Origin of the sequence: Rhizobium sp. BT03, assembly GCF_030053155.1 — a bacterium.
Lineage (GTDB): Bacteria > Pseudomonadota > Alphaproteobacteria > Rhizobiales > Rhizobiaceae > Rhizobium.
Genome location: NZ_CP125644.1, coordinates 242,580 through 261,068 on the forward strand (window position 1 = coordinate 242,580; position 18,489 = coordinate 261,068).

Sequence of the window (18,489 nt, forward strand, 5' to 3'; positions counted from 1 at the left end):
TGCTTACTTCGCGCCGTAGATGTCGAAGTCGAAGTATTTCTTGGTGATCGCGTCGTACTGGCCGTTGGCGCGAACGGCAGCGATCGCCGCATTCAGCTTGGCTTTCAGCTCAGTATCTTCCTTGCGCAACCCGCCAGAAACGCCGGCTCCGAGAATTTCCTTGTCGTCGGCGACATCGCCCATCTTGGCGCAGCAATCCTTGCCGCCGTCGCTTTTGAGGAACGCGTCGAGCGCCAAGGAATCGCCGAAGACGTAGTCGATACGGCCGGAGGCCAAATCCTGGAAAGCCTCGTCGAGCGTCTGGTAGGTCTTCTCCTCGGCAGCATTGGCAAAATACTTCTTGTAATATTCAGACTGGATCGTCGACACCTGGATGCCGATGGTCTTGCCCTTCACGTCTTCGGCGGTGGCGCCCGGCTTCTGGTCCTTCGGGCCGATCAGGGTGCTCGGCGTGTTGTAGTATTTGTCGGTGAAGTCGATCACCTTCGAACGTTCGGCGGTGTTCGACATCGACGACCAGATCACGTCGAACTTCTTGCTCTGAAGCGCCGGAATGAGACCGTCCCAGGAAATGTCGACGATCGAGCATTTCTCCTTCATCTCCGTGCAGACGGCGTTCATGAGGTCGATTTCCCATCCGTGCCACTCACCGGAGGCATCCTTGGCGAAGAAGGGCGGGTAGGATTCGTTCATGACGCCGAAGCGGACTTCGGCCTGCGCGGTGACGGCGGAAAGCGCAAGGGCCGCGCCGGCGAAAAGCATGGGAAGCAGTTTCATTCGCAGGATTCTCCTGGTTCGTGTGTTATCGATGATGGATGCGCATCAGTGGGCGCCGAGACGGGTGAAGTCCCGGCAGCGGGCGCTGACCGGCGAGCCGAATATCTGCTCGGGCGGGCCTTCCTCCTCGATCAGCCCCTGATGCAGGAAGAGAACGCGGCTCGACACATCCCGGGCGAAGCGCATTTCATGCGTGACGATCAGCATGGTGCGGCCTTCTTCCGCGAGATCGCGGATGACCTTGAGGACCTCGCCGACCAGCTCCGGATCGAGCGCCGATGTCGGCTCGTCGAACAGCATGACGGCGGGATCGACGCAGAGCGCCCTCGCAATCGCCGCCCGCTGCTGCTGACCGCCGGAGAGAAAGGCGGGATAGACGTCACGCTTGTCGAAGAGCCCAACCTTGTGGAGCAGGGCTTCCGCCTTTTCGATCGCCTCACGCTTCGACATGCCCATGACATGCACCGGCGCCTCGATGACGTTTTCCAATACGGTGCGATGAGCCCAGAGATTGAAACTCTGAAACACCATGCCGAGCCCCGTTCGCAGCCGTTCGATCTGCCGCCAGCTCTGCGGCTGCAGCCGCCCGCCGCGGCCGGTCTTCAGCGCGACCTCCTCGCCGTTCACGGCAATACGGCCGCGATCCGGCGTTTCCAGAAAATTGATGCATCGGAGAAACGTGCTCTTGCCGGAGCCGGACGAGCCGATAATAGAGATCACATCCGACTTGTGGGCCTCGGTCGAGATACCCTTGAGAACCTGTTGCGAGCCGAAGCTTTTATGAAGATCTTCGACGCGAAGAGCAGGAAAGGGTTGATCCGACATGCATGGGTCCGGCTGAACTGAGTTTGCAAAGGATAATGATAAAAGAACGCGGTTTTTTCGCGCAATTATCACCTCTTTTGCATATTTTGTGCAAAATAATCTTCTTCGCGCATCGAACGCGGCAGAAAGTATGATGTGCCGCAGCTGAAATGGGACTGGACAATGGAACAGCTGGATCGTTTTGACCGTGACATCCTCGATCTCGTTCAGCGCGACTGCCAGCTGAAGGCCGAAACGATTGCCGAACGGGTCGGCCTGTCGGTCTCGGCCGTGCAGCGGCGGTTGAAACGGCTGCGCGAGGAGGGGATCATCAAGGCCGAGGTCGCCGTCGTCGACAGGAAGGCGACGGGAACATCGATGGTGTTCATCGTCGGCATGGAGATCGAGCGGGACAATTACGACGCTTTGGCGAAGTTTCGGTTGTGGGCGGAGAAGCAGGATCATATCCAGCAGGTCTATTACGTCACCGGCGCGGTCGATCTGATCGCCATCGTCACCGCCCGCGACGTCGAGCATTATGACGACATCGCCGCCCTGATCATGGCTGACAATCCGCAGATCCGCCGCATGCACACCAATGTCGTGCTGCGCGACGTCAAGCTCGGCCTGTTCGTGCCGCTGGAATAGCGATCGCGGTCGGGCAGGCGGCTGGACTCAGATGGGACAAAGGGCATAATTCCGGGCGCAGATCCTTGGGAGGAATGACCGTTGACGCTACGACACCAGATCATCGCATTGGCGATCGTCCCGCTGGTCATTTCGATCCTTGCGATCACCACCTTCATCACCTGGCAATCGGCAAACCTCGCCAAGAACAGCATCGATACGTTCGAGCAGAACATGCTGAAGACCAAAGAGGCCGAGATCCTCAACCTGACCAATCTTGCGCTGTCGGCCATCCAGACGATCTATGACAAGGCCGGGGCCGACGACGAGGCCGCCAAGGCGCAGGTGGCGGCAATTCTGACCTCGCTCGACTACGGCAAGGACGGGTATTTCTTCGTCTATGATTACGATGGCAACAATATCGTCCATCCGCGCCAGAGTTTCCGGCATGGGCACAATTGGCTCGATCTCACCGACCCGGATGGCGACAAGGTCATCGCCGAACTGATCGCTACGGCCAAGGCGGGCGGCGGCCTGCACCAGTACAAATGGCAGAAGCCGTCGACCGGGCAGATCGCCGACAAGCTCTCCTTCGTCGTCAGCCTCGACAAATGGCACTGGGTCGTCGGCACCGGCGTCTATCTGGATGACGTCTTTGCCCAGAGTGCCGCCGCCAACAAAGTAATGCGCGCCAACATCAGACGGACCTTCGTCATCGTCGCGCTGATCGCCGTGCCCGCGGTGCTCGTCGTGTTCACCACCTGCATGCTGCTGACCTTCCATGAGCGCCGCATGGCCGACGGCCGGCTGAAGGAGCTGACGCAGCGGGTCATCGACACCCAGGAAGAGGAGCGCACGCGGCTGGCGCGCGAACTGCATGACGGCATCTCCCAGACCCTTCTCGGCGTGCGTTACGCAATGGACCTCGCCGGCCGCAAGGTCAGGACCAATGTCGACGATGCGGCGCTGACCATCGAGCGCGGCGTCGAGGCGCTGAACGGTGCCATCAAGGAAATACGGCTGCTCTCGCATGATCTGCGGCCCCGCGTGCTCGACGATCTTGGCCTGACGGCGGCGCTGGAGGCACTCTGTCATCATTTTGCCGAACGGACCGGGATCGAGACGGAGATCGACGCCTCGGGCTTCACAGGCATGCTCAAGGCGGAAGCCAGTACCGCCCTTTATCGCGTCGCCCAGGAGGCCTTCAACAATGTCGAGCGGCATTCGGGCGCCTCGAAGCTCTCGGTCAAGCTCTGGAACGACGGCGGCCGCGCCCGCATGACCATCTCCGACAATGGCACCGGCTTCGATGGCGCCGGGGGTGGCGCGTCCGGCGGCGCAGGCCTCGGCCTGCGCAACATGCAGGAGCGGATGGCGCACTTCCGCGGCCTGCTGCTCATCAACAGCAGCGAGGCCGGCACGACGCTGACGGCGATGATGCCGAGATCGGCCAATCTTGCCGCCGGCAAGCAGGCGGAAGCCGCATGACGGAACGCCCGAAAATCAAGGTGCTGCTGATCGACAACCATCCGCTGGTGCTGGACGGGCTGAAGGCCGTGCTCGAAACCTTCGATCATATCGAAGTCGCCGGCACTGCGGGCTTGGCGCAAACCGGCCTCGACATCGCCCGGCAGATCCAGCCGCAGGTGGTGCTGATGGACATCAACATGCCGAAGCTCAGCGGCATCGATGCGATCGAACTGTTCCGCAACGAACTTCCGCAGGCCCGCGTCGTGATGCTCTCCATGCATGACAGCCGCGAATATATTTCCTCGTCGGTCATGCATGGCGCCGCCGGCTACGTCCTCAAGGACGTCTCGACTGATGAAATCGTCTGCGCCATCGAAACCGTCGCCGATGGCGGCACCTATTTCTCCTCCGGCGTCTTCGACGCCCTGATGGGCGACCGCGCGGAGGAGGGGAGCGATCCCCTGACGCCGCGTGAGCGCGACACTCTCGGGCTGATCGTTGCCGGCCGGAGCAACCGAGAGATCGCCGAAGTGCTGGGGATAAGCGCCGCCACGGCGGAAACCCATCGCAAGAACCTCAAGAAAAAGCTCGGCATCGCCACCACGGCGGGCCTGATCCGCTATGCACTCGACCACGGCATCGTCTCGAAAATCGAAGGAAATCCGCGCCTACCCACTTCTGGGTAGGCCCTGGTATTTCCGCTCTGCGCCCATCTTGTGGGGATAAAACCAACGCCCTAGGACTCCATTCGCGGCTGGCCAAGTGCCAAGCCGTTGGGAGGAATTCACATGCGTTACATCAGCTTCCGATCGGACGGAAAAGCTCGAGCGACCCGAACCGGGCCCGCCGCGGCGACCGGCTGACAGACCCGCCTTCCACGCCGACAACTGGAACATGGCGACCGCCGTGCGCGGCGCCTGAAAGGTATTCCGACATGGAAAAACCACGTAGCAAGGCAGCGCTCTGGCTGCTGATCATCCCTTATATAGGTCTGCTCTGGCCGGCATTTTACAATGTCCGCGAGCCGTCGCTTTTCGGCTTTCCCTTCTTCTACTGGTATCAGCTTCTCTGGGTGCCGATCACGGCGACATTGACCTGGATCGCTTATCGGAGCGTTCGCCATGACGACTGACATCAACGGCACGGCGCTTGCCGTCTTCATCTTCTTTTTCGTCCTCGTCACGGTCATGGGCTTCGTCGCCAGCCGCTGGCGCAAGCCCGAGACGCTCGCCCATATCGATGAATGGGGCCTCGGCGGCCGCAACTTCGGCACCTGGATCACCTGGTTCCTCGTCGGCGGCGATTTCTACACCGCCTATACCGTGATCGCCGTCCCGGCGCTGGTCTATACGGTCGGCGCCTACGGCTTCTTCGCGCTGCCCTACACCATCGTCGTCTATCCCTTCGTCTTCATGGTCATGCCGGTCCTGTGGAAGCGCGCCAAGGATTTCGGTTATGTGACGGCGGCCGACGTCGTCCACGGCCAGTACGGATCACGCGGCCTCGAACTCGCGGTCGCGGCAACCGGCGTCATCGCCACCATGCCCTATATCGCCCTCCAGCTCGTCGGCATGACGGCGGTGCTGAAGGCGCTCGGGCTGCATGGCGAACTGCCGCTGGCGATCGCCTTCATCGTGCTGGCGCTCTATACCTATTCGGCGGGTCTTCGCGCGCCGGCCCTGATCGCCTTCGTCAAGGACATCATGATCTACATCGTGGTGATCGCAGCCGTCGCGCTCATCCCGTCGAAGCTCGGCGGCTACGCCAATGTCTTCGCCTCGGCCGATGCGGCCTTCCAGGCCAAGGGCTCCGGCAATCTGCTGCTCGGCGGCAATCAGTATGTCGCCTATGCCACGCTCGCTCTCGGTTCGGCGCTCGCGGCCTTCATGTATCCGCATACGCTGACCGGCATCTTCGCCTCCAACAGCGGCAAGACGATCCGCAAGAACGCGATCATGCTGCCCGCCTATACGCTGCTGCTCGGGCTGCTGGCCCTGCTCGGCTATATGGGCCACGCCGCCAACCTGAAGCTCGACAGCGCCAATGACGTCGTTCCGACCCTGTTCAAGACGCTGTTTTCGGGCTGGTTCTCCGGCTTCGCCTTTGCGGCGATCGCCATCGGCGCACTGGTGCCGGCGGCGGTGATGAGCATCGGCGCCGCCAACCTCTTCACCCGCAATTTCTGGAAGGCCTATGTCGATCCCAAGGTCAGCGATGCGGGCGAAGCCAAGGTCGCGAAGGTGACGTCGCTGGTGGTGAAGGTCGGGGCGCTGCTCGTCATCATCTTCCTGCCGACACAGTTCGCCCTCGACCTGCAGCTGCTCGGCGGCATCTGGATCCTGCAGACGCTTCCGGCCCTGGTCTTCGGCCTCTATACCAACTGGTTCCGCGCACCCGGTCTGCTGGCCGGCTGGTTCGTCGGCTTCTGCGGCGGCACCTACCTCGTCTGGGATGCCGGCTGGAAGCCGCTGCATATGATCAGCCTCGGCGGCGAACCCTTCACCGTCTATACCGGACTGCTGGCGCTGGCGGCAAACATCGCGGTCGCGGTGGTGATCAATGCCATGCTTCCGGCCAAGGTTCCGGCCCGGGCATAAGAAAAAACGAAGGGCAGCAAACGCTGCCCCTCGTTATTTTGTTTTCAGCAGAACGTTCCAGCGATCAAAACTCTTCCCAATCACCGGCCAATGCCGTATTGCCCTGGGTCGCCGTCCCCTGGAACGACCTGCCCACCTTGGCGATCATCTGGCGTGCCGGCGAGGCCACGGGTTGAGCATGATGAGCTGCGGGGGCCGGCTGCGATATGCGCTTCGGCGCCGCTACTCCGCCAATGTTGAACTGACCCAGAAGCTGGAACAGCGCATCGGCTTCCCTGGCAAGACTGTGGGCGGCGGCTGTGGCTTCTTCCACCATCGCGGCGTTCTGCTGCGTGCCCTGATCCATTCTGTTGACGGCGGTATTGATTTCTTTCAGCCCGGTCGCCTGCTCCTGCGAAGCACCGACGATGGCGCCGACATTGCCGTCGACCTGCTGGACCTGCGTCGCAATCTCCTGCAGGGCTTTTCCGGTTTCGCCAACCAGGGCGACGCCGTTTTTCACGTGGCCGTTCGACGCGTTGATCAGTTCCTTGATTTCCTTTGCCGCCTTGGCGGAACGCTGCGCCAATTCGCGCACTTCCTGGGCAACGACGGCAAAACCCTTGCCTGCTTCACCGGCACGGGCCGCCTCGACGCCGGCATTCAGCGCCAAGAGGTTGGTCTGGAAGGCGATCTCGTCGATGACGCCGATGATGCTGCCGATCTCGGTAGCGGAGGATTCGATCTTGCCCATGGCGTCGACCGCGTCGCGGACGACGCTGCCCGAGCGCTCCGCATTGTCCTTGGTCTTGCGAACGAGCTGGCCTGCTTCCTGAGCCCTGTTGCTGGAATCGGCGACGGTGGTGGTGATCTCCTCCAGGGCGGCGGCGGTTTCCTCGACGGAGGCTGCCTGCTGTTCGGTCCGCTTGGCGAGATCATCCGAAGCGGAGCGGATCTCCTGCGCGCCGGCCGCAATGGCGCTGGCGTTCTGGGAAACCTTCTGCATGGCGGCGCGCAGCTTTTCGACCGCGGCATTGAAGTCGGCTCTGAGCTTTTCCAGAGACGGAATGAACGGCGTGGCGATCTGCTGCGTGAGGTCGCCGTCGGCGAGCGCCTGCAGCGCATCGCCGAGCTGACCGACCGCCCGGTCCGTCTGCTCGGCAAGGGTGCGGCGTTCATCGGCATCCTGTTCGAGCCGATGCCGTTCCGCGACCGCCCGCTTGGCTTCCGTGTCGGCTTCCCGCTCGGCCTTTGCCGAAATGGCATCGCGCAGGCCGGCCACGGCGCGGGCAAGCTTGCCGATCTCATCGCCGCGCGCTTCGAGGCGACGATCGCCGTCGAGATTGCCTTCCGCCATCGCCTTCAGCGACAGCTGCAGTTTTGCCAGCGGGCCGACGATCGTGCGCGATGTAATGGCAGCGGCAACGATCGAAAGAAGAGCCGCGATGCCGAGCGCCGTCAGGACGAGCGGCTTGAAGCCGCTTGCCGCGCTGCGAACCTCGCCGCCGATCGATTTGTTCAGCGCTTCCTGATAGTCGATGAATTTGTTGATGGCGCCGAGCCAGGCAACGAAGGCCGGCCGCGCCTGTTCGAGCAGGATCTTGCGGGCTGCCTCGCCATCGCCCTTTTCCTGCAGCGCAATGATCTGGGCGACCAGGGGGTTGGTTTTCGCCTGGATGTCGGCGATTTCGCTCAAAATGGTCTTTTCCTGGTCCGTCGCCCCTGCCGGCGATGCAACCATCTCCGCCATGCGTTTTTCGTTCTCGGCGTAGGAGGCGGCCAGCTTTTCGATCAAGGCTTCGGCCGCCTTGCGTTCATCCGCGGAGGTCACCAGGGTCACGTCGCGAATGGCGATCGCCCGATCGTGCACGCTGCCGCGATAGTTGATGGCAAACCGCTGCTTGACGCTATTGACGTCGTTGATCGTTCCAAGATTGCTGTTGATGTGCTCGACCTGTACCGTCGCGTAGATGCTCAGGCCCGCCATCAGCAGGATCAGAAAGCTGAAACCAAGGGCGAGACGCATCGCGATCCCGAAACTCTTCATGCTGTTCATTCGCGCGCTCCATCGTGTCGGCGAGATTTAAAGATGTCTGTGACCAGGATCTGTCCCGAATGCCTCCGCCTGCTGCCACTGCGCGCGTCGCGTCTAAAGCGGGGCGAGCGTCAGGGTAACAAGGTCGATTTCATGCGGGATTTCGGGATACCTGGCCGGCCATCATGGCGTAGGTGACGATCCTCAGAACGTCGCTCCGATATCCTTAAAAATAGGAGGAGATATTTTAAAGAGTGTAAACGAAGCCGACAGGGCGCCATTATGCTGCGCTTTTTGTATAATTTGACGCATTTTACGGCACAAATGGTCCGAAGTCCGCATGGGAAAGAGTACATCAAGTTGCCGATTTGAATTGGCACACATCTCCTGTTGCAAAACGGACCGCTTAAATCCACTTGCCGGCACCGATGTTCAGGGATGAAGCTCGCCGTTAAGCGCACCTCTTTGAGAATTGTTAGAAGTTCTCGCAGACTATGCGGTGCGGAAAGAATGGGGCAGAGGTGGCACGACGGGCGTCTTCCGAGTCAAGGCATGATCGGTACCTGCCAGCGAGCTGGCAGGAACTGCTCGACAGTGCCGTGCGGCTGGACTGGGAATGCCGCACCGGCGAAGCGCTCGAGATGGCGGAAACAGCCTATGAGGCGGCCCTCGAAGCGGGTGATGTTGCCGGCGCCTTGCGTGTTTCACATCGACTGGCGCTGATCCATTTCAACAAGGAGACCCTGGCGGAAGGCCTGAAGATCTGCCTTCGCGCCGAAACCTGGCTCCGATATTGCCAGGATCAGGCCGCCGTCATTTCCCTGCAGTCGGTCCATGGCGGCATTCTCGTGGCGCTCGGCGATCTGGAAACCGGTTTCGCCTTGCTGACCGATTGCCAGAAACGCACCATGTCCTGCCAGGACCCCCTGGCCAATTGGCGGGCGCGCACCGCCTATGCGGTGGCCCTGTTCGATTCGAACGACTTCGATCGCGCCGCCGAGGCCGCCGCCGAAAGTCTGCACTATGCCGAGACGAGCGGCCTGGACAAAGGCTCCGTGCTGATTGCCCGCTCGATCGCCAGCCGCATGGCAGCGCGCGCACTCGGCGAACATCGGCTGGCCGGGCGGGACATCGACGAGGCCCTGCATGCGCGAACGCAAGCGCAGCTGCAGTCGATCCTGACCGAGGCTCAAACCGAAAACCTCAGCTATGAGATTGCCGAATGCCATTGCTATCTCGGGCTTCTGGCATGGACGCGCGGCGACGATGCCGTGGCGACTGCCCGTTATATCGCGGCCATCGCCGCCGCCCGCGTCGCTGAGGACGCCGTGCTGCTGGCGGAGACCTCCTACTGGTACGCCTATCTTCTGGCAGGGCAGGGCGCTTTCGATGAAGCGCAGTCGCTGCTTGCCGGCATCGAGGCGATGGAGCAGGTTCTGGCCGTGCCGCGCATGAAGCTGCGCCACTTCTACATGCGCTTCCGGATTGCCGAAATGGCCGGCGCCTGGCGGGCGGCCTTCGACCATCACAAGATCTATCACGAGCTGGTGGTCGAGGATTACCGGCGGCTTGCCTCGGCACGCGCCCATACGATGAAGCTTGCGCTCGATCTGGAGACGATGCGCCGCAAGGAAGACCGCGCCCGTCTGGAGCGCGAGCGCCTGCTGGAGGAAAACCTGCGGCTTGCCGCCGAACAGCGCGAGGCGGTGCTGGCCTCGCGCACCGATCCGCTGACCGGTCTCGGCAACCGCCGCGAATTGCAGCGCAGGTGCCGGGAGTGGGTCGACGCCGGCGTCACACAGGCGGCCCTGATGCTGGTCGACATCGACCATTTCAAGCGCATCAACGATGTCTTTTCCCATTCGATCGGCGATATCGTCCTGTCTCGCGTTGGCGGATTGCTGGGCGATGCCGGCGCGGAAGGCGGTCTGGCGATCCGTATGGGCGGCGAGGAATTCCTGCTTCTGCTTCCCGATACGCGGGCCGTGGACGCCTTTGCCGCTGCCGAGCGGCTGCGCCTGCGGGTGCAGGACCACGACTGGTCCGAGGTGGCCCCGAATCTTGACGTCACCTGCTCCATCGGCCTGGCGGATTGGTCCCTGGCCGAGAGCCTGGAGGCGGCGCTGCCGGTGGCCGACGCCAATCTCTACACCGCCAAGAATGCCGGCCGCAACCGATGCGTGGCGCCGGCGACCTGACGCTGTCGCACAGCCGCCGCCGTCTCCGGCTTCAACCGTGCAGCAGCGGCAGAAGCTGATCGCCCTGCCGCTTGATCTCGGAGAGATAGGGCGTGTCGGACAGCACGAAGTGCGTGATGCCAAGATCCTGGTATTTGCGCAGCGAGCGGGCGACGTCCGCCGCCGAGCCGACCAGCCAGGTGGTGCCGGCCCCGCCGCCGCCGAATTTTCCCGGCGCGGTATAGAGATTGTCGTCGAGGACGTCGCCGCGCTCATGGAGAGCCAGCAACCGCTGCTGGCCGACGGCGAGCACGCGTTGATGATCGTGCCAGCCGGCGCCGTTGCTCCTGGCCATCTCGGCGACCTTCGCCTCGGCGTCGGCCCAGGCCTCATCCGTCGTGTCGCGGACCAGCGTCGTTATCCGCAGCCCGAATTCGAGCGGCGGGAGATCGCGGTCGAATTCCCGGCTCAGGCCCTTGAGCCGCCCGATCCGCTCCCGGACCCCATCGAGCGGCTCGCCCCAGAAAAGCTGGACATCGGCCTCCGCCGCCGCCACCCGCTCAGCCGCCTCAGAGGCGCCGCCGAAATAGAATTTGGGATGACGGCGATCGCCGCGGACCGCGATACGCGGCACCACGGTGGATTCGGCGACCCGGAAATGATCGCCTCCCGCCGTGACATTTTCCTCCGTCCACAACCGGCGGACCAGCCGCATGAATTCCTTGGTCCTGGAATAGCGATGCGCCTGGTCGCCTTCACTGTCGCCATAGGCAGCGAGATTATCCTTGCCCGAGACGATGTTGATCCGCACCCGGCCGCCGGTCAGATGGTCGAGCGTCGCCGCCGCGGAAGCGAAGTTCGCCGGTCGCCAATAACCCGGCCGGATCGCAATCAGCGGCTCGAAGCTGGTGGTGCGCGCGGCAAGCGAGGCCGCGACGGTGAAGGTGTCGGGCCGGCCCCAGCCGGTGCCGATGAGCGCGCCCTTCCAGCCATGCTCTTCCAGCGCCTTCGCGTGGCTGGTCAATGTGTCGAGGCTGTTGTGGTTCTCGACGGCGGAATCGCCGCGATGGCCGGGTCTGACGTCGTTCGGAATATACCAGAGAAATTCGGAATGGTTGCTCATGCGATATTGCGGTTCTGCCTGGCTGGAAGAGGAGGCCGAAGGGCGGACCTCCGGGAAATCATATGGCTGGCTGCACCTGCTGGGCCTGAAGCGCAAATGCAGGAACGATGCAGGGCAGGATGGGATATTATCTATTGAAACTATAGACTATTTAATTCAATAATGGCGCCGCCGATAAAAAATTGTCCCAAAGCCCGGGCAACAGGCACCATGGCGTCCGCAGGACTGCAGATGCAGAAAGGCGCCTGAGACGTTTGCCGCAGGCGCCTTATGGCTGGTTCAGTCTTCGATCTTTGAGGCGTGCAGATTTCAGTCGCTGACGTCAGGCCGCGGCCGGCGGGTATTCGTTGGCCTGGAAGACGTGATGATGCACCTTGCCGGTGAAGAGCCGCAGCAGTTCGCCGGTGACCTCGCGGCTCTCGAAGCGCACGTCGGAGAGAAGTGCAGTGTTGACCGCATCCATATCGGGATAACGGATGGCCAGGGCCATGGCGTAGACCGGGGCGCCTTCGTCGCGCTCCATTCCATCAAGCACCCGGACTTCCTCGGCGCCTGGAAATTTCGTCCAGAGCGGGACGAGCCGCTGTTTCACGAAGTCGCGGAATTCCTCTTCCCGGCCGGGATGGATTTCGCCTTCAAACAAAGCATAACGAATGATCATGGCTTCTCTTTTCCAAAACTCGCCGGAGCTGGATCGATGGGGATACGGGGAGGTGAGGGCGTATCGGTCGATACGCCCTGATCGGAGGCTTATTTGCCCCAGATTTTCTTGTATTGATCGCGATAGCCGTTATCGGGATCGAAGCTGTTCTTCGGCCCGCCGTCGAACTCGACGTTCGCGCTGGTCACCACATGCAGCGGCGAGACATAGCCCGACCAAGGCGCGCCGGCGAAAGCGCGGTTCAACTCGTCGACGAGCTGCCAGCCCTGGAGGTTAAGCGGTTCGGCGACCGTGACGGCCTGGAACTGCTTGGCGCGGATGCGCTGATAGGCGCTCTCCGAACCATCGCCGGCTGCGACGTTCACCGGCTTCCCGTCGCCGGCAATGCCGGCCGAAGCGAGAGACGGTCCCATGAAATCGTAATAGAGGTCGTTGATCGCCAGCGAATGCGTCCACTTGGCGCCATACTTCTGCAGCAGCGAGGTGGTCAGCTGCGGCATGCGCTGCGAGGTTTCCGCGATCGGCGTGTCGACATATTCGAGCACGGTGCCGCCGAGATCCTCGATCTCCTTCTTCATGCGATCAGCCTTGGCGATCGCGATCGCATAAGTGGAGTCGGTAAAGATGATGACGCCAGGCTTGCCGCCGGCATCGACAAAGGCCCAATCCGCCGCAGACTTCGAGACTTCCATCGCATCGGTGGTGACGTTGGCGAACACGCCGACCTCAGGAACCGGGCCGACGGCCGAGGCGGCGTGCCAGGATACCATCGGAATGCCGGCCGCCTTGGCTGCTTCCATCGCCGGCTTCTGCTCGACGGCGTCAAAGCCGTTGATGATGATGCCGTCGGGCTTCAGGGCCATCGCCTGGCCGAAAGCCGCCGTTCGCCCACCGATCGAGCCGGCGCCGTCAAGCGCCTTCACCGTCCAGCCCAATGCGCCGGCCGCTTCCTGGACGCCGTTGACGACGCCGAGGATGCCGCCGTTCTTCATATCGCCAGCAAGAATGACGATGTTCTTGCCGCTCGCGCCCTTGGGGCCGCTCGTCGGGCCATCCCATGCGCTCACCTTGGAGGCATATTTGTCGACCACGGCCTTGGCGTCGGCCATGGAATCGGCCAAGGCCGGCATGCTGAGCATAACGGCGACGGTTGCGACCGTTGCCTGCAATAAAGTCCTGCGCTTCATGTTCACTCCTCCATTTTGTTTGTTATGAAATGCCGGGTGAGCCGGCATCCTCATTTGGATGCGGGTGTGATCCTCCTCACAGCTCCGCGCTTGCGCTGGGCGTAGCCTGCTATGCCGATGGCGATCAGCAGTGTCACGCCGTTGAACAGCGGTTCGACGAAGAACGAGCCGCCGAATTGCTGAATTCCAGAAATACCGACCGCCAGGATGATGACGCCGATCAAGGTGCCCCAGACGTTCACCCGGCCCGGCTTGATCGTCGTCGATCCCAAGAATGCGCCGACGAGCGCCGGCAGCAGATATTCGAGACCGACACTCGCCTGGCCGATGCGCAGCTTCGAGGCGAGAAGAACCCCCGTCAGCGCCGCCAGCAGGCCGGAGGTGACAAAAGCGCCGATCACGAACTTGCGGACCGGGATGCCGTTGAGGGCCGCAGCCTTGGGATTGGCGCCGATCGCGTAGAGATACCGGCCGATCGGCAGGTATTCGAGCACGATCCACATGCAGATCGCGATCAACAGCACGTAGAAGCCGGTGATCGGCAGGCCGAACAGCATGGTGCCGTTTAGCGCATAGAAACCCTCAGGCAGAACGCCGACCACCTGCCGACCGCCGGTATGCCAAAGCGCAAGCGCGTAGAGAACGGTTCCCGTGCCGAGCGTGGCGATAAAACTGTCGATCTTGGCGACCTCGACCAGCAGGCCGTTGATGAAGCCGGTGAGGACGCCGAGCGCGAGGACGATGAGGACGGCGACCGGCCAGGGCAGGCCGTAAGCCGTCTGCAGGCTGATGGCGAGAATGTGCCAGAGCACGATGCCATAGCCGACAGTCAGGTCGATGCGGCCCGATGCCATCGGGATCATCGCGGCGAGCGACAGTAGCGCGATGATCGCCTTGTCCGACACGATCGAGCGGACGTTCAGCACGGTCGGGAACGTATCCGGCAGAAGGATCGAGAAGATCACGATCAGGCCGAGGGTGAGGATCACCAGCCCGTAAACCGGGATCAGACGACCGATCTTCTGGCCTGTGGACAGGCCGGCCATTTCGCTCTTGGTCGGCTCCAGCGCGGTGGATTCAATGGATTGCATGGCTGTTCTCCCGATGGCTCAAGCTGCTTCCGATGCGGAGGCGGCTGTGATGACCGCCTCCGTCGTCAGAGCGCTTCCGGTCAGTTCGCTGACGATTTTGCCGCGCGAGAAAACCAGCGCGCGGTGGCAGATATGGGCGATTTCCTCGAAATCCGTCGAGACCACGACGACCGCAAGGCCGGCTTCCAGCGCCTGGGTGATCAGCCGGTAGATTTCCGCACGCGCGCCGACGTCGACGCCGGCGGTCGGATCTTCGGCGACCAGCAGCTTGCGGCCGGTCGCCAGCCAGCGGCCGACGACCACCTTCTGCTGGTTGCCGCCCGACAGCGCCTCCACCGGCAGATCCGGATCGTTCGGCCTGAGGCCGACGGAGTGGCCGATCGCATGGGCGAGATCGGCTTCGCCGCGCGGCGACAGGAAGGAGAAAAGCCCGCGGCCGACGGCGCCCGGATTGAGATAGGTGTTTTCCCGAATGGAAAGCGAGAGCGCGACGGATTCCTCCGTCCGGTCACGGGCAATCAGACCGATGCCCGAGGCCATCGCCTGCCGCGGGCTGGAAAGATCGGGCGCCTGGCCATGCAGCAGGACCGAGCCGTTGAAGGGCTCACAGCCGAACAACGCCCGTCCGATCCGTTCCTGGCCGGCGCCGCGCAATCCGACCAGCCCGAGCAGCTCACCCTCGCGGATATCGAAGGATATCGGGCTCGTGCCGGCACAGACGAGGTCACGAACCTCGACGATCGCCTTGCCGGGCTTGATCTCGGCCTTGGAAAAGAGACTGTCGCCGCTGCGGCCGATGATCATCGTCACCAGTTCATCGGGGGTGGTCTCGCTGACCGGCTTCTGCCCGACCATGCATCCGTCGCGCAGCACGGCGACGCGATCGGCGATGCGGAAAATCTCGTCCAGCCTGTGGGAGACGTAGATCATGCCGACGCCGCGCTCTTTCAGCGGGCGGATCGCATTGAACAGCCGGTCGACTTCATCGGCGGGAAGGCTCGCCGTCGGCTCGTCGAGCACCAGAACATCGGCTTCGACGGCAAGTGCGCGGGCAATGGCGACGAGTGACTTTTCGGTGCGTGAGAGAGCCGAGACCCGCGTCGTCGGATCGAAATCGCAGCCGACCAGTTTCAAGGCTTCCTTGGCGCGCGCCTGTGTCCTTCCCCAGTCGATCAGGCCGCTTCGCATCGAGAAGCCCTGCGACAGGCCCATATTCTCGCCCACCGTCATCCACTCGATCAGACCGAGATCCTGATGGATGAAGGCGACCGGCTGCCGCTCGTTCGGTTTGGGCGGGCGATGATGATAGCTTTGGCCGCGGAACAGAATGTCGCCGTGATCAGGCTTGTAGATGCCGGCGAGCGTCTTGATCAGCGTCGATTTGCCGGCGCCGTTTTCGCCCAGCAGCGCCAGGATTTCGCCCTCGCGCAGATCGATCGAGACGTCACGCAACGCCTGCGTGCCGCCGAAGCTCTTGGTGATCGATTGGAACTCCAGCAGTCTCTTGGCTTCCACTGTGGCTCCTCCCAAAGCTGCGGTTGTCATTGGCTGTATGTTATCGATAACATTCATGGGTGGTCAAGCGGAAAGATGACAATCTCGAATTTCGAATGAAGATTGCCGTCAGCCGGCCTGAAGCCCGTCGAGAAGGCGCATCATCTCGGCCGAGTCCTTCGGCCCAAGCCCGGCCGCACAGAGCAGTCGGTGAATTTCGACCACCGCCCCGGTCATCGGCAATGGCGTCTTCGTCTTCAGCGCGAAAGCCTGAAGCGAATCCAGGTCCTTCAGCATGTTGTCGATTCTTCCTGTCGGCGAGAAATCCCGGGCGGCGAATTTCGCCATGAATTCCTGCAATATCCGGCTGTCCGCCCTGCCGCCCGCAAGGGCTGCCGGAATGGCAGAAGGTTCGACGCCGCCGGCTTCGGCGAGCTTGACGGCTTCAGCGACGGCTTGGAACAGCACGGCGCAAAACAGCTGATTGATCAGCTTGGTGGTCTGCCCGGCGCCGGATTGGCCCATCAGCGTGTAATTGGAGGCAAGATGCCGCATCACGACGCGGGCCCGTTCGAAATCCTCAGGGCTGCCGCCGGCCATGATCGTCAGCTTTCCGCCAAGCGCGCCGGGCACGCCGCCGGACAACGGGCAATCCACCCATGCCATGCCGGTTTCCGCACGCAGCCGCTTCGCCATGTCGACCGTCTCGGCGGGATCGATGGAGGACATGTCAATCAGCAGCTTGTCGGCGCTTGCCGCCGCCGCCACACCCTTCTCGCCGAAGACGACGGCACGCACGATGTTGGCGTGATTGAGGCTGAGCACGCAGAATTCCGACGCCGAGACCGCATTCTCCACGGAACTCGCCGCGTGGGCACCCTTGGCCGTGAGTGCCGCGACCTTTTCGGCATCGAGATCGAAGACTGATACTTTGTGGCCGGTTTCGATCAGTCGCGTGACGATCGCCGTTCCCATGATACCGGCGCCGATGACGGCGACGTCTGCTCTATAGTCATCCTGCATGATTATCTCCTCCCTTGACCGCCACGCCGCTCAGCCCTTTGCAAGCCAGCGCCACAATATCCTCCAACGCATTCTCGACCGCCACCGTCACCACCCCGGCTTCACCGGTCGGCGGCTCCAGCGTCTGCAGCTGGCTGTCAAGCAGCGACGCCGGCATGAAGTGGCCCTGACGGGCCTGCATCCGCGACAGCAGCAGATCGCGCGTTCCCTCCAGGAAAACGAAGGCGAGGTACCCGCCTGCCGCCTGCCTCAGCCTGTCCCGATAGCTTCTCTTCAGCGCCGAGCACGAAATCACCAATCCCCGCGATGCATCTTGCGCGGTCTTTATTTCCGCGCCGATCCGGTCGAGCCAGGGCAGGCGGTCGTCGTCGGTAAGCGGTATGCCCTTCGCCATCTTCTCGACATTGCGAGCCGGGTGAAGCTGGTCGCCCTCCACGAACCGCATGCCGTTTCGCGCGGCGATGCCCGCTCCGACCGAGGATTTGCCGCAGCCGCTCACGCCCATGACGACGACGGCCGAAGGCGATGTTTCTTTCTCGAGTTCCATCGTCGCGTCTCGATCAGAGGCAGGTGGTGATGCCGCCGTCGACATAGAGCGTGTGGCCGTTGATGAAGGACGAGCCACGGCCGGAGAGGAAGACGGCAGCGCCGACCAATTCCTCGACATTGCCCCAGCGTCCGGCCGGCGTCCGCTTCTCGAGCCAGGAGGAGAATTCGGGATTGTCGACGAGCGCCTGGTTGAGCGGCGTCTTGAAATAACCGGGCGCGATTGCGTTGATCTGCAGCCCGTGCTTGGCCCAGTCGGCGCACATGCCGCGCGTCAAATTACGCACCGCGCCCTTGGTCGCGGTATAGGGGGCGATGCCCGGGCGCGCCAGTTCGCTCTGCACGGAGGCGATGTTGATGATCTTGCCCTGGCCGCGGGCGATCATGGCTTTGGCGGCCGCCTGGCCGACGTAAAACACGCTGGAAATATTGGTGGTCAGCAGCAGTTCCCATTTGTCCGCCGGGAAATCTTCCAGCGGCGTGCGAAACTGCATGCCGGCATTGTTGATCAGGATGTCGAGCGGCCCGATATCGGCCTCGATCGCATCGATGCCCGCTTTGGCGGCGTCCTTGCTGGTCACGTCGAAGATGGCGGCATGGGCAGACAGGCCCTGTGCCTTGAGGCTCTCGACTGCGCGATCGACACTTTCGGGCGTGCGGCCGTTGATGACGACCTTAGCGCCATGCTGCGCCAAGCCCTCGGCCAGCGCATAACCGATTCCCTGGCTAGAGCCGGTGATCAGGGCCAACTGCCCGGTCAGATCAAACAGGTTCTTCATGCAAATAACTCCTCCGGTGTCGCTGCGAATGACGGCTTATACCGCCACTTCAGGTGAAACTCACTTGACATCGCTTTTTCGAATTATATGTTATCGATAACATAATCAACTGTCAAAAT

17 protein-coding genes are annotated in these 18,489 nt (G+C 62.4%); 6 read left to right on the forward strand and 11 right to left on the reverse strand.

Annotation, left to right across the window (positions count from 1 at the left end; all coding sequences use genetic code 11):
- Positions 1–3: 3 nt before the first annotated feature.
- On the reverse strand, positions 4–777 hold the full coding sequence (locus tag QMO80_RS30710) for a transporter substrate-binding domain-containing protein (RefSeq protein ID WP_064844115.1): 774 nt from the start codon (positions 775–777) through the stop codon (positions 4–6).
- Positions 778–822: 45 nt separating this feature from the next.
- Positions 823–1,602 carry an ABC transporter ATP-binding protein gene (locus QMO80_RS30715; RefSeq protein WP_283201330.1) on the reverse strand — a complete coding sequence of 260 codons (780 nt, stop codon included), beginning with the start codon at positions 1,600–1,602 and terminating at the stop codon, positions 823–825.
- 162 nt (positions 1,603–1,764) lie between these two features.
- On the opposite strand from QMO80_RS30715, the gene QMO80_RS30720 reads away from it, so the two are divergent.
- The 5 genes from QMO80_RS30720 to mctP all read left to right on the forward strand — a co-directional run bounded on the left by QMO80_RS30720 (position 1,765) and on the right by mctP (position 6,275).
- Positions 1,765–2,229: an Lrp/AsnC family transcriptional regulator gene (locus QMO80_RS30720; RefSeq protein WP_283201331.1), complete on the forward strand. Its 465-nt coding sequence runs from the start codon at positions 1,765–1,767 to the stop codon at positions 2,227–2,229.
- 81 nt (positions 2,230–2,310) lie between these two features.
- Positions 2,311–3,696 carry a cache domain-containing protein gene (locus tag QMO80_RS30725; RefSeq protein ID WP_283201332.1) on the forward strand — a complete coding sequence of 462 codons (1,386 nt, stop codon included), beginning with the start codon at positions 2,311–2,313 and terminating at the stop codon, positions 3,694–3,696.
- Positions 3,693–4,364, forward strand: a complete 672-nt coding sequence (locus tag QMO80_RS30730) for a response regulator transcription factor (RefSeq protein WP_283201333.1) — start codon at positions 3,693–3,695, stop codon at positions 4,362–4,364. The genes QMO80_RS30725 and QMO80_RS30730 overlap by 4 nt, the downstream gene beginning before the upstream one ends.
- 248 nt (positions 4,365–4,612) lie before the next feature.
- A complete protein-coding gene (locus QMO80_RS30735) occupies positions 4,613–4,810 on the forward strand; it encodes a DUF3311 domain-containing protein (protein WP_283201334.1) in 198 nt (65 codons plus the stop codon).
- Positions 4,800–6,275, forward strand: coding sequence for a sodium:solute symporter family monocarboxylate transporter (gene mctP, locus QMO80_RS30740; protein WP_283201335.1), 1,476 nt, complete (start codon positions 4,800–4,802; stop codon positions 6,273–6,275). Before QMO80_RS30735 ends, mctP begins: the two co-directional genes overlap by 11 nt.
- Positions 6,276–6,339: 64 nt before the next feature.
- Here the strand turns inward: mctP and QMO80_RS30745 are convergent, their stop codons facing one another.
- On the reverse strand, positions 6,340–8,310 hold the full coding sequence (locus QMO80_RS30745; RefSeq protein ID WP_283201336.1) for a methyl-accepting chemotaxis protein: 1,971 nt from the start codon (positions 8,308–8,310) through the stop codon (positions 6,340–6,342).
- Between the two features lie 578 nt (positions 8,311–8,888).
- Between QMO80_RS30745 and QMO80_RS30750 the strand changes: the two genes are divergently transcribed.
- Positions 8,889–10,487: a diguanylate cyclase gene (locus tag QMO80_RS30750; RefSeq protein WP_283201337.1), complete on the forward strand. Its 1,599-nt coding sequence runs from the start codon at positions 8,889–8,891 to the stop codon at positions 10,485–10,487.
- Between the two features lie 31 nt (positions 10,488–10,518).
- On the opposite strand, the gene QMO80_RS30755 is transcribed toward QMO80_RS30750, so the two are convergent.
- The 8 genes from QMO80_RS30755 to QMO80_RS30790 all read right to left on the reverse strand — a co-directional run bounded on the left by QMO80_RS30755 (position 10,519) and on the right by QMO80_RS30790 (position 18,370).
- Positions 10,519–11,589, reverse strand: coding sequence for an LLM class flavin-dependent oxidoreductase (locus QMO80_RS30755; RefSeq protein WP_283201338.1), 1,071 nt, complete (start codon positions 11,587–11,589; stop codon positions 10,519–10,521).
- A 322-nt stretch (positions 11,590–11,911) separates the two neighbouring features.
- Positions 11,912–12,250 carry a hypothetical protein gene (locus tag QMO80_RS30760; RefSeq protein ID WP_283201339.1) on the reverse strand — a complete coding sequence of 113 codons (339 nt, stop codon included), beginning with the start codon at positions 12,248–12,250 and terminating at the stop codon, positions 11,912–11,914.
- Between the two features lie 89 nt (positions 12,251–12,339).
- A complete protein-coding gene (locus QMO80_RS30765; RefSeq protein WP_003591827.1) occupies positions 12,340–13,437 on the reverse strand; it encodes a substrate-binding domain-containing protein in 1,098 nt (365 codons plus the stop codon).
- Positions 13,438–13,487: 50 nt separating this feature from the next.
- The gene (locus tag QMO80_RS30770) at positions 13,488–14,528 is read right to left on the reverse strand and encodes an ABC transporter permease (RefSeq protein WP_054183589.1); all 1,041 of its coding nucleotides are present in this window, start codon (positions 14,526–14,528) and stop codon (positions 13,488–13,490) included.
- Between the two features lie 18 nt (positions 14,529–14,546).
- Entirely contained in the window at positions 14,547–16,043 is a 1,497-nt protein-coding gene (locus tag QMO80_RS30775) for a sugar ABC transporter ATP-binding protein (RefSeq protein WP_283201340.1), read from the reverse strand.
- A gap of 108 nt (positions 16,044–16,151) precedes the next feature.
- Complete coding sequence (locus QMO80_RS30780; protein WP_283201341.1) at positions 16,152–17,045, reverse strand: NAD(P)-dependent oxidoreductase; 894 nt, start codon at positions 17,043–17,045, stop codon at positions 16,152–16,154.
- Positions 17,035–17,592 (reverse strand): gluconokinase, encoded by a 558-nt coding sequence (locus tag QMO80_RS30785; RefSeq protein WP_283201342.1) that lies wholly within the window; start codon positions 17,590–17,592, stop codon positions 17,035–17,037. Before QMO80_RS30785 ends, QMO80_RS30780 begins: the two co-directional genes overlap by 11 nt.
- A gap of 13 nt (positions 17,593–17,605) precedes the next feature.
- Positions 17,606–18,370 carry an SDR family oxidoreductase gene (locus QMO80_RS30790; RefSeq protein WP_283201343.1) on the reverse strand — a complete coding sequence of 255 codons (765 nt, stop codon included), beginning with the start codon at positions 18,368–18,370 and terminating at the stop codon, positions 17,606–17,608.
- Positions 18,371–18,489: the final 119 nt, after the last annotated feature.

Coding starts and splice junctions, on each gene's coding strand:
- QMO80_RS30710 (WP_064844115.1), bottom strand. CDS start 777: ATGAAACTGCTTCCCATGCTTTTCGCCGGCGCGGCCCTTGCGCTTTCC.
- QMO80_RS30715 (WP_283201330.1), bottom strand. CDS start 1,602: ATGTCGGATCAACCCTTTCCTGCTCTTCGCGTCGAAGATCTTCATAAA.
- QMO80_RS30720 (WP_283201331.1), top strand. CDS start 1,765: ATGGAACAGCTGGATCGTTTTGACCGTGACATCCTCGATCTCGTTCAG.
- QMO80_RS30730 (WP_283201333.1), top strand. CDS start 3,693: ATGACGGAACGCCCGAAAATCAAGGTGCTGCTGATCGACAACCATCCG.
- QMO80_RS30735 (WP_283201334.1), top strand. CDS start 4,613: ATGGAAAAACCACGTAGCAAGGCAGCGCTCTGGCTGCTGATCATCCCT.
- mctP (WP_283201335.1), top strand. CDS start 4,800: ATGACGACTGACATCAACGGCACGGCGCTTGCCGTCTTCATCTTCTTT.
- QMO80_RS30745 (WP_283201336.1), bottom strand. CDS start 8,310: ATGAACAGCATGAAGAGTTTCGGGATCGCGATGCGTCTCGCCCTTGGT.
- QMO80_RS30755 (WP_283201338.1), bottom strand. CDS start 11,589: ATGAGCAACCATTCCGAATTTCTCTGGTATATTCCGAACGACGTCAGA.
- QMO80_RS30760 (WP_283201339.1), bottom strand. CDS start 12,250: ATGATCATTCGTTATGCTTTGTTTGAAGGCGAAATCCATCCCGGCCGG.
- QMO80_RS30765 (WP_003591827.1), bottom strand. CDS start 13,437: ATGAAGCGCAGGACTTTATTGCAGGCAACGGTCGCAACCGTCGCCGTT.
- QMO80_RS30770 (WP_054183589.1), bottom strand. CDS start 14,528: ATGCAATCCATTGAATCCACCGCGCTGGAGCCGACCAAGAGCGAAATG.
- QMO80_RS30780 (WP_283201341.1), bottom strand. CDS start 17,045: ATGCAGGATGACTATAGAGCAGACGTCGCCGTCATCGGCGCCGGTATC.
- QMO80_RS30785 (WP_283201342.1), bottom strand. CDS start 17,592: ATGGAACTCGAGAAAGAAACATCGCCTTCGGCCGTCGTCGTCATGGGC.
- QMO80_RS30790 (WP_283201343.1), bottom strand. CDS start 18,370: ATGAAGAACCTGTTTGATCTGACCGGGCAGTTGGCCCTGATCACCGGC.